Genomic DNA, 15,350 nt, shown 5'->3' on the forward strand with positions numbered 1-15,350 from the left:
TAGGCCGCTCGGGCCCCCGAACCGGCTGAAACCTGCAACAAACCTGCAAACGCGAAGCCTTGTTCGAGGAAAGCGCTTTCCATACGCTGGCGTTGTTTCGCATACATGTCGATCAATTTCGGCCCCGATATGGAGAGGCGAACGACCATGCATCAGAAGACCCGGCACAAAGGACTGCTGGCCGCGGCGACCGGCGCGCTCACCGCGGCGGCCGCCGTCGTGCTCGCCCTGTCCTCCCCCGCCGCCGCCGCCGCGCCCCTGTTCGGCGACGACTTCAACGACGGCAACGCCACCGGCTGGACCACCTCCGGCGGCACCTGGTCGGTGGCCACCGACGGCACCCCCGCCTACCAGCAGGCCGGCACCAGCTCCGACGCCCGCGCCCGCGCCGGATCCACTGGCTGGACCGACTACACGGTCACCGCGCGGGTCAAGCCGACCGCCGTCAACGGCAGCAACCGCTTCGTCGCCCTGCTCGCCCGCGTGCAGTCCGCGACCAGCTACTACTACGTGGCGCTGCGCAGCAACAACACCGTCGAGCTGAAGAAGCTGGTCGGCGGTTCGTCCACGACCCTGGCCACCGGCAGCGCCACGTTCACCACCGGCACCTGGTACACGCTGAGCCTGGAGGTCTCCGGCAGCACCCTGCGCGCCTCGGTCAACGGCGCCACCCCGCTGACCGCGACCGACACCCAGTTCGCCAGCGGCCAGGTCGGCGTGGCGACGTACTACGCCGGCGCCCGGTTCGACGACGTCGCCGTCACCGACGGGGCCGCGCCGTCCCCCAGCGCCTCGGCCAGCCCGTCGCGCAGCGCGTCCCCGAGCCCGTCGGCCAGCGCCTCGCCGAGCCCGTCGACCTCGCCGTCGTCCGGCACCGTCTATGTGTCGCCGACCGGCCGCGACAGCGCCGCCGGCACCCAGGCCGACCCCACCACGCTGCCGTCGGCGATCACCCGCGTCGCCGCGGGCGGCACCATCTACCTGCGCGGCGGCACCTACAACCTGTCCCAGACCGTCACCATCGCGCCCGGCAACAACGGCACCTCCGGCGCCCGCAAGAAGCTGTCGGCCTATCCCGGCGAGACGCCGGTGCTGAACTTCTCGGCCATGCCCGAGGACCCGGCCAACCGCGGTCTGGCCGTCAACGGGTCGTACTGGCACGTCTTCGGCGTCGTCGTGGAGCGGGCCGGGGACAACGGCATCTTCGTCGGCGGCAGCCACAACATCATCGAGCGCACCGTGACCCGCTACAACCACGACACCGGGCTACAGCTGTCGCGAATCGCCTCCGACACCCCGCGCGCCCAGTGGCCGGCCGACAACCTGATCCTGAGCGCCGAGTCCCACGACAACGCCGACTCCGACGGTGAGGACGCCGACGGCTTCGCCGCCAAGCTCACCGTCGGTGCCGGCAACATCTTCCGGTACGCGGTGTCCCACAACAACATCGACGACGGCTGGGACCTCTACACCAAGCCCGACACCGGCGCGATCGACCCGGTGACCATCGAGGACTCGCTGTCGTACGACAACGGGACCCTGAGCAACGGCGGCCAGGCCGGCGCGGGCGACCGCAACGGCTACAAGCTCGGCGGCGAGGACATCGGCGTCAACCACATCGTGCGGCGCAGCATCGCCTACCACAACGGCAAGCACGGCTTCACCTACAACAGCAACCCCGGCTCGATGACGATCACCAGCAACGTCAGCATCGACAACGCCGAGCGCAACTTCAACTTCGACGCCGGGACCTCGGTGTTCCGCAGCGACACGTCCTGCCGTTCGGGCAGCGGCACCAACGACCGGATCATCGGCGACGCCGACAGCTCGAACCAGTTCTGGAGCGGCGCCAACGGCTCCCGGTGCTCGTCGTACACCGGTGCGCTGGGCTGGTCCTTCGCCGCCGACGGCCACCTGGTGGTGACCTTCGGCGGCCGCGTGGTCACGCCGTGACCGGCGGGCCGGGCGCGCACCCCCACCGCCTCCGGTGCGCGCCCGGCCCGTGGGCCGTGCCCGGGTGGGGTCGTGTGTACGACCCCACCCGGGTGCGGCGCCGTCAGACCTGGCTGACGACGTCGTCGTAACCGAGCCGGGGCGGCCGCTCGCGCCCCGGGCCGGCCGCCGGATGGCCGATCAGCACCACCAGGAACGAGCGCAGCCGCCCGTCCGGGAAGAACGCCGCGTCGACCCCGGCCGGATCGAAGCCGCTCATCGGCCCGGCCGCCAGCCCCGCCGCGCGCACCGCGATGAGGAAGTACCCGGCCTGTAGCGCGGCGTTGAGCCGCGCGTGGTGCTCGCGCTGCGCCGGGTCGGCGAACCACTCGGCGGCCCGCGGCTCGTACGGGAACAGCTCCGGCAGCCGCTGCGGGAACCCGGTGTCGGCGGCCAGCACCGCCACCAGCGGCGCGGCCGCCGTCTTGGCCCGGTTGCCGCTGCTCAGGTGCGGCAGCAGCCGCTCGCGGGCCGCGGCCGAGCGGACCAGCACCACCCGCAGCGGCTGCGAGTTGAACGCGGTCGGCCCGTAGCGGGCCAGGTCGTGCACCAGCTGGATCTGCTCCTCGGTGACCGGTTCGGCCGCGAAGGCGTGCGCGGTGCGGGGCTGCCGGAACAGCAGGTCCTGGAGTTGCTCCGGCAGCGCGGTGACGGGCGGCGCGGTCACGTTCGGCGCGGTCACGGCTCGGCCCGGTCCAGCAACCGGTAGGCGCCCTGGTGGTACAGCAGCGGCTCGGCGTCGCGGTGCTCGGCGTGGACCGGGCGGCCCAGCACGATCACGTGGTCACCGGCGGGCACCCGGGCGTCGACCTCGCACACCAGGGTCGCCATGACGCCGTGCAGCAGCGGCATCCCGTACGGGCCGGGCGTCCACGCGCCGAGGTCGGCGAACCGGTCGACGTTCTTGGTCGCGAACGTGCGTGCCAGCTCCTGCTGGTCGGCCGCGAGCAGGTGCACGGCGACGTGCCGGGCCTGCTGGACGGCCGGCCAGCTGGTGGAGTCGCGGTCCAGGCAGAACGAGACCAGCTGCGGGCGCAGCGACACCGAGGTGAACGAGGTGGCGGTGAACCCGGCCGGGGGCAGGCCCGGCCCGCCGGGCGCGGTGACCACGGTGACCGTGGTCGCGTGCCGGCGCAGCGCGCCCAGCAGCAGGTGCGGGTCGATGCCGTACGGCGCGGTGACCGTCATACCAGGGCCTCCTGGCGGATCAGGCTCGGCACCGGCGGCAGGCCGTAGTGCTCGCGCAGGTTCGTCCCCGTGTACGCGGTGCGGAACAGCCCCCGCTCCTGCAGGATCGGCACGACCTGGTCGACGAACTCGGCCAGCCCGCCCGGCAGGTGCGGCGGCATGATGTTGAACCCGTCCGCGGCACCCTGGGTGAACCACAGTTCGATCTCGTCGGCGATCTGCACCGGCGTGCCCGCGACGACCCGGTGGCCGCGGCCGCCGCCGAGCCGCCCGAGCAGCTGCCGGATGGTCAGGTCCTCCCGGCGGGCCAGGTCCACCACCAGCCGGTAGCGGCTCTGCATGCCCTCGGTCGAGGTCTCGTCCGGCAGCTCGGGCAGCGGGCCGTCCAGCGGGTGCCCGGACAGGTCCGTGTTGAGCAGCGACGACAGCTGCGCCAGCGCGTACTCCGGGATGATCAGCTCTTCCAGCTCCCGCGCCAGGGCGTCGGCCTCGGCCCGCGTGGCGCCGAGCACCGGGGCGATGCCGGGCAGGATGAGCAGCTGGTCGGGGTCGCGGCCCAGGGCCAGCGCGCGTGCCTTGACGTCGGCGTAGAACGCCTGCCCGTCGGCGAGGGTCTGCTGCGCGGTGAAGACGGCCTCGGCGTACCGGGCGGCGAAGTCCTTGCCGTCCTCCGACGAGCCCGCCTGCACCAGCAGCGGCCGCCCCTGCGGCGAGCGCGGCACGTTCAGCGGCCCGCGTACGGCGAAGTGGTCGCCGACGTGGTTGACCTCGCGGACCAGGTCGGTGTCGGCGAAGACGCCGCCGTCCTTGTCGTAGCGCAGCGCCTCGGCGTCCCAGCTGTCCCACAGCCGCAGCGCCACCTCGACGAACTCCGCGGCCCGCTCGTAGCGCCAGGCGTGGGTGGGCAGCACGCTGCGGTTGAAGTTCTGCGCCTCCCGCTCGGTGCCGGAGGTGACGATGTTCCAGCCGGCCCGGCCGCCGCTGATGTGGTCCAGCGAGGCGAACTTGCGGGCCAGGTGGAACGGCTCGTTGTAGGTCGTCGACGCGGTCGCGATCAGGCCGATGTGCTCGGTGACCGCCGCGATGGCCGCCAGCAGCGTCAGCGGCTCGAACACGCTGGAGACGTTGCGGCGTACGTTGTTCCAGGTGGCGAGCCCGTCGGCGAGGAACACCGAGTCGAGCAGGCCGCGCTCGGCGGTCTGGGCCAGGTGCTGGAAGTGGCGTACGTCGGCGACCTTGCTCGGGTCGGCGCGGTCCAGGCGCCAGGCGGCCTCGTGATGGCCGACGCCCATCAGGAACGCGTTGAGATGGAGCTGCCGTCGGGTGGTCACGGGGTGTCCTTTCGCCAGGGTGACAGGCGCCGCTCCAGCAGCAGCAACCCGGAGTTGATCGCGACGCCGAGCGCGGAGATGGTGATGATGCCGGCGTACATGTCGGGGATCGCGAAGTTGTACTGCGCGTAGTTGATGAGGTAGCCGAGCCCGGCCTTGGCGCCGACCATCTCGGCGGCGATCAGCACCAGGATGCTGACCGCCCCCGCCAGCCGGACGCCGGTGAAGATCGCGGGCACGGCGGCGGGCAGCACGACCTTGGTGAACAGCCGCGGCCCGCGCAGCCCCATCGACCGGGCCGACTTCAGCAGCAGCGGGTCCACCCCGCGTACGCCGCTGACGGTGTTGAGCAGGATCGGCCATGTGCACGCGTAGCAGACGATCGCGATCTTGGAGGTCTCGCCGATGCCGAGGATGAGCACGAACACCGGCAGCAGGGCCAGCACGGCGGTGTTGCGCAGCGCCTCCAGCACCGGGTTGAGCAGCCGGGCCACCGGACCGTACCCGCCGATGAGCAGCCCCAGCGGCACCGCGACCGCCACGGCGAGGGCGAATCCGGCCACGGTGCGCACCAGGCTCGCCTCCAGGTGCACCCAGAGCTCGCCGCCGGCGGCCAGCTGCCACCAGGCTTGCAGCACCTGCGACAGCGGCGGCAGGAACACCGCGTCCACCAGGCCCAGCCGGGGCGCGGCCTCCCAGACGGCGGCGAGGGCGACCAGCGCGGCCGACCGGGTGGTCACCGAGCCGAGCAGGCCCCGGACGGTCAGCCGCGGTCGGACCGGCGCGGTGCGGGCGGCCGGGGCTGCCCGTTCGGCCCGTTCGGCCTGGGCGGTGGGCGCGGGCAGCAGCGCGGTCATGCGGCCACCTCCGCCGCGGCACGGGCACCGGCCCGGTCGGCTTCGGCCTGCTGCGCGGCCAGGACCTCGTCGCGCAGCAGGGTCCAGATCTCGTGCCGGTACCGGCGGAAGTCGGCGCCCGAGCGGACGTCGTCGCCGCCCCGGTCCAGTGCGACGTCGATGACCTGCTTGATCCGGCCGGGGTTGGACGTCATCACCGCCACCCGCTGCCCGAGGTAGACCGCCTCGTCGATGCCGTGCGTGATGAACACGATCGTCTTGCCCGTACGCCGCCAGATCCGCAGCAGCTCCTCCTGCAACTGGTCGCGGGTCTGGGCGTCCAGGGCCGCGAACGGTTCGTCCAGCAGCAGCACGTCGGGGTCGTAGGCCAGGCTGCGCGCGATCGCGACCCGCTGCTTCATCCCGCCCGACAGCTGGTGCGGGTACCGGTCGGCCGCGCCGCCCAGCCCCACCAGGTGCAGGTACTCGCGGGCCAGCTGCGCCCGCCGCCGCCGCGGCAGCCCCTTGGCCTCCAGCCCGAACTCCACGTTGGCCTGCGCGGTGCGCCACGGGAACAGGGCGTACTGCTGGAGCACGATCCCCCGGTCCAGACCGGGACCGGTGACCGGGCGGCCGCCGACGCTGATCTCGCCGGTGTCGGGCCGGGTCAGGCCGGTGAGCAGGTCCAGCAGCGTCGACTTGCCGCAACCGCTGGGCCCGACCAGGACGAAGAACTCCCCCGCCGCGATCTGCAGGTCCACGTCGGCCAGCGCGGTCACCCGCCGGCCGGGACCGCCCGGGAACGTCTTGCCCACGCCGGTGAGGCTGATGGCGCTGCTCATCGGGCACCGTCCCGGAACGGGTTGTACTCGTTGGTGTACACGTCGGCGACCTTGACCTGCTTGCCCTTCAGCTCGCCGGTCAGGTTGAGCCAGTCCAGCCAGGTCTGGAAGTCGCGCTCGGCGATGACGCCGCCCTTGGCCGAGATGCCGAAGCTCTTCCAGAACTTCAGCGCCGAGGCGTCCTCGGTGCGCCCGCGCCGCCCGATGATGTCGGTGAACCGGGCCACGACCTCCTCGCGCGGGTGCTGCTTCGTCCACTCGATCGCCTGCGCCACGCCCTCGACGAAGGTGCGCACCGTGGTCGGGTTCTTGGCCAGCACGTCCTTGCGGAACACGTACGTGCCCGCGTTGAACGCGCCGATCAGGTCGTAGTCGCTGAACAGCTTGCGGACGCCGCCGCGCTCCAGCGCCTTGTCACGAAGGATGCCGCCCAGGGCGGCCACGTCGATCTGCCCGGCGCGCAGCGCCTGCTCGGTGTTGACCGGCGGCAGTGCCAGCAGCTCGACCTGCCTGATCTCGTCGTCGCTCAGCCCGCCGCGCTTGAGGTAGGTCTTGAGCACGGCCTCGGCGTGCGCGCCGAGGGTGTTCATGCCGACCTTCTTGCCGATCAGGTCGCGGGCCGTGCGGACCGGACCGCCGTCGAGCACGTAATAGCCGATGAACGTGCTCTCGTCCGTGCCGTAGTAGCTGATCACCGACTTGATCGGGGCTCCGGCGGCGGCCAGCTTGATGACGGCGCCGTTGAAGGCGCCGCCGAAGTGGGTGTCGCCGGTGGTCGCCGCCTGGATGTCCTGCGGGCCGCTGATGGTGTTGCCGACCCACTGCAGGGTCAGGTCGCCGAGCAGGCCCAGGTCGGCCGCCAGCTCCGGCAGGGTGACGGCGCCGACCGAGCCCTGGTACTTGAGCTGCTTGAGCTCGCTGCCGCCCGCGGCGGCCTCCGCACCGCACGCGGCCAGCGGGCCCGCCAGCGCGGTGAGTCCGAGCAGTCGCAGAGAGGTTCGCCTGTTCATGGGTGCCTTTCGATGCGCGCCGGGCAGGGTCGTCGCCGGCGCGTTGAGGGGTTTTTCGGGTGTGCGGCATCGCCTCGGTGCCGCAGCCTGCGGCGGGCATGCCGAGCGGGGATCGCCGTGCGAAGTGGGGGGTGCCTTGTCAGCCGGTCAGGCGGCTGCGGGCAGAGGGCCGCCGTCGTTGGCGGGCGGGGTGCTCGCGGCCTGGGTCACCGAGGACATCGGGGTGCGCGGGTCATGAGAGGACCGTAGCAGGGACCGGACGGATACTCAACATCTCCTACCGGATTTATAGGAGATAGAAGATCGTAAACACGTTTCGCGTCGCGGCCCGCCCGGTCCATGGCGTGCTACAACTGGGTCGGCCGGAACCGTCCGGTCACGACCGAAGATCCGTGGAACAGGAGTGGCGATGACCGAGCCGCAGGCCCCGAGCACCGCTCGAATGATCGACTACTGGCTGGGCGGGACGAACCACCACCCGGTCGACGTCGCCGCCGCGCAGGCGTTCGAGGGTGCGTACGGTCCCTGCGCCGACATCTTCCGGTCGCTGCGCGCCTTCTCCGGCCGGGCCGCCCGGCAGATCGCCGCCGACGGCGTCGACCAGTTCCTCGTCTTCGGCGCGGGCATCCCGGCGCAGGGCAACGTGCACGAGACCGTGCCGGGCGCCCACGTCCTCTACACCGACTTCGACCCCGAGATCGTCGCGGCGGGCCGCGAGCTGGTCGCCGGGCTGCCGAACGTCGGCTACGCGCCCGGCGACGCCGCCGACCCTCGCGGCATCGACCCCGGCGCGCTCGACCGGGCGCTGCCGCAGTGGCGCACCCGCCCGGTCGGGCTGGTCTTCCTCGGGCTGGCCGCGTTCCTCGACGACCCGACCCTGGCCCGCGCCCTGGACCAGATGTACGACCTGGTGCCCGAAGGCAGCCTGCTCGCATTCGACTTCGACGCGATGGAGCTGACCGGCTACCCCGAGGCCCTGGCGATGATGGGCCCCGGCTTCCACATGCGCGAGCCCGCCGACTTCGGCGCCCTGCTGGGCCGCTGGCAGGTCACCGCCGACGGCATCGTCCCGGTGGCGCAGTGGCGCCCCGACGGCCCCGCCGAGCAGGTCCCCGACGCCTTCTGGGGCGGCCTCGCGGTCAAGTGACCGACCGGACCGCCGCCCCGCGCGACGCGGCCCGCCGGACCGGTCAAGATCGCGCAAGTTGCCGGGCGATCGGGCGTATGTCGGGGAGGAATACGCCCGATTGCCCGGCAACTCGGGTGAAGGGGTGGCTCAGCGCAGGCGCCACAGGGCTGGGGTGTTCGGGGGCTCCCAGCCGGGCAGCGACGTGTGCGCGATCTGGCAGGCGTACGTGGCGCCGCCGTAGGTGACCTGCGCACCGACCGAGTAGGACACGTACGGCTGCCACGTGCCACCGCTCGGCGTGGTGGGTGTGGGCGACGCGGGCGGCTTGGGCGACGGCGACGACGGGGTGCCCGGCACGTTGAGCACGAAGTCGAACGTCGCCTGCCGGCCCGAGCCGACCGTCTGCACGTTCATGAGCAGCGCCGGGTCGTACAGGGTGTCGGTGGCGTTGCGCGGCTCGTTCGGGAAGTACAGCTGCGCGGTCAGGATCGGCCGGCCCGGCGCCTGCACCTTGACGTGGATGTGCCGGGTACGGCCCGGGTACAGCCCCGGCACGATCGCGGTCAGCGTGAACCGGCCCTGCGCGTCGCTGAACTGGTGCGCGCGGAACCGGTTGCCGACGTTGTCGTAGTTGCCGCCGTTGTCGGCCTGCCAGAAGTCCAGCAGCGCCCCGGCGATCGGCTGGCAGGCCAGGCCGACGACGTAGCCGGTCAGCGTCAGCGCGGTGCCGGGCCCGTCGACCATCGAGGTGCGCAGCGGCGAACCCGGCTTGAAGTACGGCCCCTCCATCTGCGGCGGCGTCAGGTCGTCGTCGTCGCAGGCCTCCGGCGTGGCCGCGAGCGGCTGCCCGGAAGGGGTGCGGGCCAGTGCGGGCACCGCGCCCACCAGCAGCGGCACGGCGGGCGCGACCATCGCCGCGCGCAGCAGGGTCTTGCGTGAGATCCCCGGCGGACGGGGTTGCTCCTCGGTCATGGCGGTCTCCTTGGTGATGGCCTTGCCGGGAACCCTAGCCGCCCAAATAGCCTGATATCGATGGACTTGTTCAGGTGATCGTGGTGTTTTCGCCATCGCCGCGCCACGTCCACGACACCGACCGCCGGAACTCCCCCGCGCTCGACCCCGTCTCCCGCCGGAAGAACCGGCAGAAGTAGGCCTGGTCGGCGAACCCCAGCTCCCGCGCGATCTGCGCGATGCTCGACCCGGTGCCCGCCAGCAGCCGCATCGCCTCCACCACCAGCGCGTGCCGCAACAGCTCGCTGGGCGGGCGGCCGGTCGCGTCCCGGACCGCCTCACCCAGATAGCCCGTCGACACCCCGAGCGCCGCCGCGCACTCGCGCACCGAGCAGCGCCCCGCGCCGGGCCTGGCCAGCAGGTCCAGGAAGCGCGCGGCCAGTTCCGCCCGCTGCCCCGCCACGGCCGCCACGGGCGCCGCACCGCCAGTGCGGGCCGCCTTGGCCAGCAGGATGTGCAGGTACGCCTGGAGCACCCCGAGCGAACCCGCGGCGGGTGCGACGTACTCCCGGCGCATCCGCGCCAAGACCGCCAGCGCCTCGTCGGCGTCCTGCGGGTCCAGTGCCACGCACGGGCGGCGGCCGAGCTGGTGCAGCAGTTCGCGCACCTGCGGGCACCCGGCCAGGAACGGCTCGTCGAACAGCACCAGCCAGCCGTCCAGCCCGGACACGTCCTGCCAGTGGTGGCTGCGGCCCGGCAGCACCACCGCCAGCTGCGGCGGCCGCAGCGGATACGCCGCCAGGTCCACCACGTGGCTGCCGGTGCCCGCCCGGACCACGGCGACCTCGTAGAAGGTGTGCCGGTGGGCGAACGGCGCGTGCGACATCGGCCCGTACGCGGCGAACGTGTCGACGGCGAACGGGACCGCCAGCGACTGCGGCGCGATGAACTCATGCAGCGGCAGGGACATCTCCCGAGCCTGCCGCCCCCTGGCTCGGGACGGCAGTTGTCAGGCGGGTCCTACCGGGCCGGTACGCGCCGGGTGGACCGGCGCGTACCGGTGGTGCCGGTCAGGGGCAGGGCTTGCCGTAGTCCAGCGGCAGGGCCTGCAGTCGTTCCAGCGGCAGGTCGTAGAAGAGCAGGTACTTCTCCGACCCGTCCGGCACGATGTCGTGCGGGTCGATGAGCAGGGAGTACGGGTCCACCCCACCGTTACGGGCCATCTCGATCCGCGGGTCCTCGGCGTACGTGACGACCGCCCCGGCCTTGTCGGTCATGATCACGCCGTATTCCTGCATGGCGCGGGCGATGGTCCGGGCCGCCGGGCTGAGCAGCGTGTTCACGTCGAACGCCGGGTCGAGCCGGAACCGCTGCCCCTCGCAGGGCAGGTCGTCGCCGGCGGTGTTGCCGTCGTCGCGGGTCGCGGGCCACGAGTGGCAGCCCGCCTTCGTCCGTACCGTGGCGATGTTGATCGCGTGGTCGATGCGGCCGCGCCGCAGCTCGTCGATCCGGATCGTGAACGCACCCATCGGCAGGCCCGTGGCCGTGGCCCCGAGCGGGTTGGGGAAGATCCCCGGGTTGCGCGAGTAGTGGTCGATCTTTCCGCCCCAGCAGGCGGACCAGTGGCCCGCCGCGTCCTTCTCGGCACGCCAGAAGTCCCAGTACGTGTCGGTGTCGGGCTCGTAGATGGTGACGGCGGCGTCGGTGCCCAGCGAGGCGAACAGGTCCGGCGGGGTCGGCACCGCCGCCAGGCTGTCGGCGATCACCGGCCCGCCCTCGGGCAGGTTCAGGCAGTCCGAGAACGTCCACCGGGTCCGCGGCGTACGCCGGTCGACGGTGAAGATCGGCGTCGAGTAGGTGTCGGTGTTGATCGCCCAGGTCCCGTAGTTGTTCTCCTTGTCCAGTTCGATGTTGTGCACGATCTGCGCCGAGCGCGGATCGAGCGGCACGTCGCGGGGCAGTTTCGTGTTCCACGGCCCTGACCGTGCGAATCCGTTGACGGGCGCCGGGCGGTGCCCGGCGGCGGCCGGAGTGGGCGTTACCACCACCGTGCCCGCCACCAGGACCACGGCGGCGACCAGCGACGGCAGTACTCTGGCTGAGATCTGCATGCCCGGCAGCGTAGGGACGGCCGCCGATGCCGTGCCTCAGGGCGCGACCCCGGAGTTCGGCGGCGACCACCCCGGCCCGGCGGCGGCCAGCGACCGCAGCTCGGCCCGCCCGGTGACGTCCAGCCGCCGGAAAGCGCTGCTCAGATGCGTTTCGACGGTCTTGGGGCTGAGCACCAGCCGGGCGGCGATCTCCCGGTTGGACAGTCCTTCGCAGACCAGGTTCACCACCGCCCGCTCGGCCGGGGTCAGGTTCTGCCACACCGCGCCGCCGGTCAGCGGCAGCCCGGCGGCGTCGGCGTCGGCCCGGACCCGGTCGGCGTAGGCGTGCGCGCCCCGGTCGGCGTACCGGTCGTGGGCGAACCGCCAGGCCCGTTCGGCCGCGGCGCGGCGGCCCGCCCCGACCAGGTAGCCCGCGCTCAGCGCCGCGGCGCGCGCCGCCTCCAGCGGCAGCCCGGCCGTCTCGGCGAAGGCCTGGGCCGCGGCGCAGCGCGCCACCGCACCGGCCAGATCGCCCCGGGCGGCGAGGAGCCGGGCCTGGACCCGGGCGACGGCGGCACGGGCCGACACTCGCACGACCGGCCGGGCGGTGAAGCGGTCGAGCGCCGCCTGCGCGGCCTCGGCCCGGCCGGTCCGGGCCAGCGCGTCGGCCAGCAGCGGTCCGAACAGGTGGGTGCCCGGTTCGCGGGAGTCGTAGACGCGCTCGAACGCGGTCGCAGCCGCCAGCAGCCCGTCCAGGTCCCCGGCGGCGTCGCTGACGGCGGCCTGGGCCAGCGCCGCGTACGTCTGCGCGGCCCGCGAACCGATCCGCCGGGCCCAGGTCCGGGCCTGCTCGGCGTGCTCCACCGCGGCCGGGTCGCCCTGCGCCGCCAGCGGGTACGCGGCCAGCGCGTGCACGAGCGAGAAGTCCCACACCCGCCCGTTGGCCTCGGCGTCGCCGACCGCGAGGGTGGTGTGCAGCACCGCCTCGGCGATGTTGCCGCGCCGGAACTCGGTCTCCCCCAGGTATGCCGGCGCCTGGCCGACGCGCAGCGCCTCGCCCCGCACCGCGCGGGCGACCGCGCCGGACAGGTCCGCGTACGCCCCGGCGAGGTCGTCGGTCCACAGCCGGATCATGCCCCGGGCCACCAGCCCGTCCAGCCCCGGCGGCTGCGCCGGCAGCTCGGCCAGCGCCTGCTGCCCGGCGCCGGTCAGGGTCAGCCCGACCGACCGGGCGAACCACGCGAACGACGCCACCGACGGCTCGCGGGCCGCCGACAGCGCGGTCCGGCCGTGGCCGATCATCGCGTCGTAGTCGGTGTCCACGATCGCGATGACCGCCAGCTGGACCGCGACCCGGGCCGTCAGCTCGCCGTCCGCCCCGGCCAGCGCCCGTTCCAGCAGCTGCCTGGCCTCGGCCGTGCGGCCGCTGACCATGGCGTGGTATCCGCACAGGTAGTCCCGCCACGGTGCGGGCGGCAGGGCGCTGATCTCGGCGGCGTACCCGTCGGCGGCGCGCAGGTCGCCCGCGACCAGCAGCGCCTCGCACGCGGCGAACAGCCGCACGGTCCGGGCCGGGCCGGGCGGGGTGAGGTCGGCGCTGTGCCGCAGGTATGCCGCCGCCTGGTGCGCCTGCCGTCCGGGCGCCTGCTGCCCGGCCAGCGCCGCCGCCTCGGCGGCGACCCGCTGCGCGAGCTCTTCGTCGGGGCCGTCGGCGCCCGCGACCAGGTGCGCGACGGCACGGGCATGGTCGACCTCGGCGGCGCGGCGGTGCAGCTCCCGGCGGCGGCTCGGGTCGAGTCCGTGGTAGACGACCGACCGGGACAGGGTCGCCGTGAACGCGAGCTCGTGCCCGCCCGCGCCCGGCACCTCGCTGAGCAGCCGGGCCGCGACCGCCTCGGCGACGGCGCCGGCCGCTGGGGCGAGGTCGGCCAGTTCCCGGGCCTGGCGCAGCGGGAACTCCGTACCGAGCACGGCACCGGCCTCGACCAGGCGCCGCGCCGCCGGGCTGAGCGCGGCGACCCGGTCGGCGATGACCGCCGACACGCCCGCCGGGGCGGGCAGCGGGCCGTCGCCGTGGGCCAGCACCCGGGGCGGCACCCGGTCGAGCACGTGCTGGGCGTGCAGCGGGTGCCCGGCGGTGTGCTCGTGCAGGCGCGCGGCGCCCGCGGGCGACAGCGGATGCCCGCCGGCCAGCGCGAACCGGGTCAGCTCGGCGGCGTCCAGGCCGCGCAGGACCAGGCGCTCGCCGCGGTCGCCGTCGACGATCCGGCGCCAGCCGTCGTCCGCGGCGACCCCGGTGTCGGCCTGGCTGGCGAGCACGACCAGCACCGGGTCGGCGGTCATCGACCGCAGGGCCAGCCGCAGCGCGGTCAGCGACGGCTGGTCGGCCCAGTGCGCGTCGTCGACGACGATCAGCAGCTCCCCGGCCTGGCCCAGCTCGCGGGCCACGGCGCGGCCGGCGTAGGCGACGTCGGCGGCCTCGACGCCCGGGACGAGCCGGCCCAGCACCGCCCAGGGCAGCGCGGTCTCGTCCGGGTCGCCGGACACCCACCGGTGGGCGTGCGGCGCGGCGAGCGTACGGAAGTGGCGCAGCAGGGCGGTCTTGCCGATCCCGGCCTCGCCCTCGACGGCGACGACCCGGGTCTGTCCCTGACGGGCCGCAGTCCAGGCGCGGTGCAGCACGTCCAGTTGCGGTTCACGGCCGATGAAGCGCGGGGCGTCGCGCATGACGGCAGATCCTACCCGGCGTCAAGCGGAGCCGATGCGCGCCACGCTGTCGTGATCGGAGCGGAACGCGGCGAGGCCCCGCCCGGAGAGGGCGGGGCCGCATATGTCCGATGTGGTGCGAAGGGGTCAGCGGGCGCGCAGGTGGCGGGCGGCCACCACCGAGATCCACAGCATCGCGCTGATGACACCGACGGCCAGCGTGAGCGAGCCGCCCTTGCCGCCGGACATCGCCCACAGGTTGCCCACCAGCGCGGCGGTCCCGGCGATCCGGGAGGTGACGGCGACGGCGCGGTCACCGGCGCGGCTGTACCGGCGGGCCAGCACGTAGCAGGCGGCGATCAGAGCGGCGAAGGCGACGGTCCCGGAGGCGAAGTGAGCGTAGCTGTGCCAGCTGAGCGACGCGGGCACCCCGGCGGGCGTGCCGGCCGGGAAGCCGTCGGCCGCGTCCATCGAGAAGACCCCGGCGGCGATCATGCCGAGCCCGTTGACACGGACCAGCCGCGGCGCCCACCGGCTGGGCATGACCCGGGCCAGGCCCGTGGCCCCGATGACGGTGAGCAGGCCGCAGACGAGGAAGTTGGTGATCTGGAGCCAGCCCAGCGAGCCGGTGCTCAGCATGCTGAGCGGGTGGCGGGTCAGGTCGAAGCCCGCACGGGTTGCCGCCTGGACCAGGCTGACGACCGCCCAGAGCGGGGCGGCGACGGCCGCGCAGGCCAGCAGCGTACGGGTGCCGGCGGCGGCGGGGGCGGGGGTGACGGTCGGGCGGGCGGTCGTGGTGGCGACGGCGGTCATGTCCGGGCTCCTGTGTTCGAAGTGTGTGTCCGCCGGTACGTCGGCTCGGCGATCTGACAGGGAATAGACTCGTTCCCTGTCACATCGCCGAGCCGACGTATGGGCGTCCCGACAACTCCACGAAGGAGACAGACATGCGCTTCCTGATGACGTCCATGGCCACCGACCAGGCCCCCGACGAGAAGCTGTTCGCCGAGATGGCGAAGTTCATCGACGAGATGACCGCCGCGGGCGTGCTGCTGGCCACCGGCGGGCTGGAGCGCGGCGGCGTGCGGCTGACCTCGTCCGGCGACGAGATCACCGTGACCGACGGGCCGTTCGCCGAGGCCAAGGAGGCCGTGGCCGGGTTCGCCCTGATCGAGGTCCGGTCCCGGGAGGAGGCGATCGAGCTCGGTCGCCGCTTCCGCAGCATCGTCGGCGACGGCGTGAGCATGATCCAGCAGGTCTTCGGGCCGTAGTCCG

The 15,350-nt window shown here is 73.5% G+C and carries 14 protein-coding genes; 3 read left to right on the top strand and 11 right to left on the bottom strand.

Features of this window, described 5'->3' with window-relative positions; genetic code table 11:
* Window positions 1-147: 147 nt before the first annotated feature.
* Window positions 148-1,953, top strand: a complete 1,806-nt coding sequence (locus Cs7R123_RS04770; RefSeq protein ID WP_212823700.1) for a family 16 glycoside hydrolase — start codon at window positions 148-150, stop codon at window positions 1,951-1,953.
* A 103-nt stretch (window positions 1,954-2,056) separates the two neighbouring features.
* Here Cs7R123_RS04770 and Cs7R123_RS04775 read toward each other — a convergent pair whose 3' ends face one another.
* The 6 genes from Cs7R123_RS04775 to Cs7R123_RS04800 are packed head-to-tail and all read right to left on the bottom strand — an operon-like array spanning window position 2,057 to window position 7,199.
* On the bottom strand, window positions 2,057-2,659 hold the full coding sequence (locus Cs7R123_RS04775; protein WP_212823701.1) for a malonic semialdehyde reductase: 603 nt from the start codon (window positions 2,657-2,659) through the stop codon (window positions 2,057-2,059).
* A gap of 11 nt (window positions 2,660-2,670) precedes the next feature.
* The gene (locus Cs7R123_RS04780; RefSeq protein WP_212823702.1) at window positions 2,671-3,180 is read right to left on the bottom strand and encodes a flavin reductase family protein; all 510 of its coding nucleotides are present in this window, start codon (window positions 3,178-3,180) and stop codon (window positions 2,671-2,673) included.
* A complete protein-coding gene (locus tag Cs7R123_RS04785; protein ID WP_244871614.1) occupies window positions 3,177-4,511 on the bottom strand; it encodes an LLM class flavin-dependent oxidoreductase in 1,335 nt (444 codons plus the stop codon). Before Cs7R123_RS04785 ends, Cs7R123_RS04780 begins: the two co-directional genes overlap by 4 nt.
* A complete protein-coding gene (locus tag Cs7R123_RS04790) occupies window positions 4,508-5,368 on the bottom strand; it encodes an ABC transporter permease (protein ID WP_212823704.1) in 861 nt (286 codons plus the stop codon). Before Cs7R123_RS04790 ends, Cs7R123_RS04785 begins: the two co-directional genes overlap by 4 nt.
* On the bottom strand, window positions 5,365-6,189 hold the full coding sequence (locus Cs7R123_RS04795) for an ABC transporter ATP-binding protein (protein ID WP_212823706.1): 825 nt from the start codon (window positions 6,187-6,189) through the stop codon (window positions 5,365-5,367). The genes Cs7R123_RS04790 and Cs7R123_RS04795 overlap by 4 nt, the downstream gene beginning before the upstream one ends.
* Window positions 6,186-7,199: an ABC transporter substrate-binding protein gene (locus tag Cs7R123_RS04800; RefSeq protein WP_212823707.1), complete on the bottom strand. Its 1,014-nt coding sequence runs from the start codon at window positions 7,197-7,199 to the stop codon at window positions 6,186-6,188. The genes Cs7R123_RS04795 and Cs7R123_RS04800 overlap by 4 nt, the downstream gene beginning before the upstream one ends.
* A gap of 409 nt (window positions 7,200-7,608) precedes the next feature.
* Here Cs7R123_RS04800 and Cs7R123_RS04805 point away from each other — a divergent pair, with 409 nt between their 5' ends.
* Window positions 7,609-8,346, top strand: coding sequence for an SAM-dependent methyltransferase (locus tag Cs7R123_RS04805; protein WP_212823709.1), 738 nt, complete (start codon window positions 7,609-7,611; stop codon window positions 8,344-8,346).
* Window positions 8,347-8,475: 129 nt separating this feature from the next.
* Here Cs7R123_RS04805 and Cs7R123_RS04810 read toward each other — a convergent pair whose 3' ends face one another.
* The 5 genes from Cs7R123_RS04810 to Cs7R123_RS04830 all read right to left on the bottom strand — a co-directional run bounded on the left by Cs7R123_RS04810 (window position 8,476) and on the right by Cs7R123_RS04830 (window position 14,888).
* Window positions 8,476-9,300, bottom strand: coding sequence for a carbohydrate-binding protein (locus tag Cs7R123_RS04810; protein WP_212823711.1), 825 nt, complete (start codon window positions 9,298-9,300; stop codon window positions 8,476-8,478).
* A 70-nt stretch (window positions 9,301-9,370) separates the two neighbouring features.
* A complete protein-coding gene (locus Cs7R123_RS04815; protein WP_212823713.1) occupies window positions 9,371-10,249 on the bottom strand; it encodes an AraC family transcriptional regulator in 879 nt (292 codons plus the stop codon).
* Between the two features lie 100 nt (window positions 10,250-10,349).
* Window positions 10,350-11,390: a hypothetical protein gene (locus Cs7R123_RS04820; protein WP_212823714.1), complete on the bottom strand. Its 1,041-nt coding sequence runs from the start codon at window positions 11,388-11,390 to the stop codon at window positions 10,350-10,352.
* A 36-nt stretch (window positions 11,391-11,426) separates the two neighbouring features.
* Entirely contained in the window at window positions 11,427-14,096 is a 2,670-nt protein-coding gene (locus tag Cs7R123_RS04825) for an AAA family ATPase (protein ID WP_212823715.1), read from the bottom strand.
* A 126-nt stretch (window positions 14,097-14,222) separates the two neighbouring features.
* Window positions 14,223-14,888: a DUF998 domain-containing protein gene (locus Cs7R123_RS04830; RefSeq protein ID WP_212823716.1), complete on the bottom strand. Its 666-nt coding sequence runs from the start codon at window positions 14,886-14,888 to the stop codon at window positions 14,223-14,225.
* Between the two features lie 134 nt (window positions 14,889-15,022).
* Between Cs7R123_RS04830 and Cs7R123_RS04835 the strand changes: the two genes are divergently transcribed.
* A complete protein-coding gene (locus tag Cs7R123_RS04835; protein WP_212823717.1) occupies window positions 15,023-15,346 on the top strand; it encodes a YciI family protein in 324 nt (107 codons plus the stop codon).
* Window positions 15,347-15,350: the final 4 nt, after the last annotated feature.

Origin of the sequence: Catellatospora sp. TT07R-123, from assembly GCF_018327705.1 — a bacterium.
Classification (GTDB): domain Bacteria; phylum Actinomycetota; class Actinomycetes; order Mycobacteriales; family Micromonosporaceae; genus Catellatospora.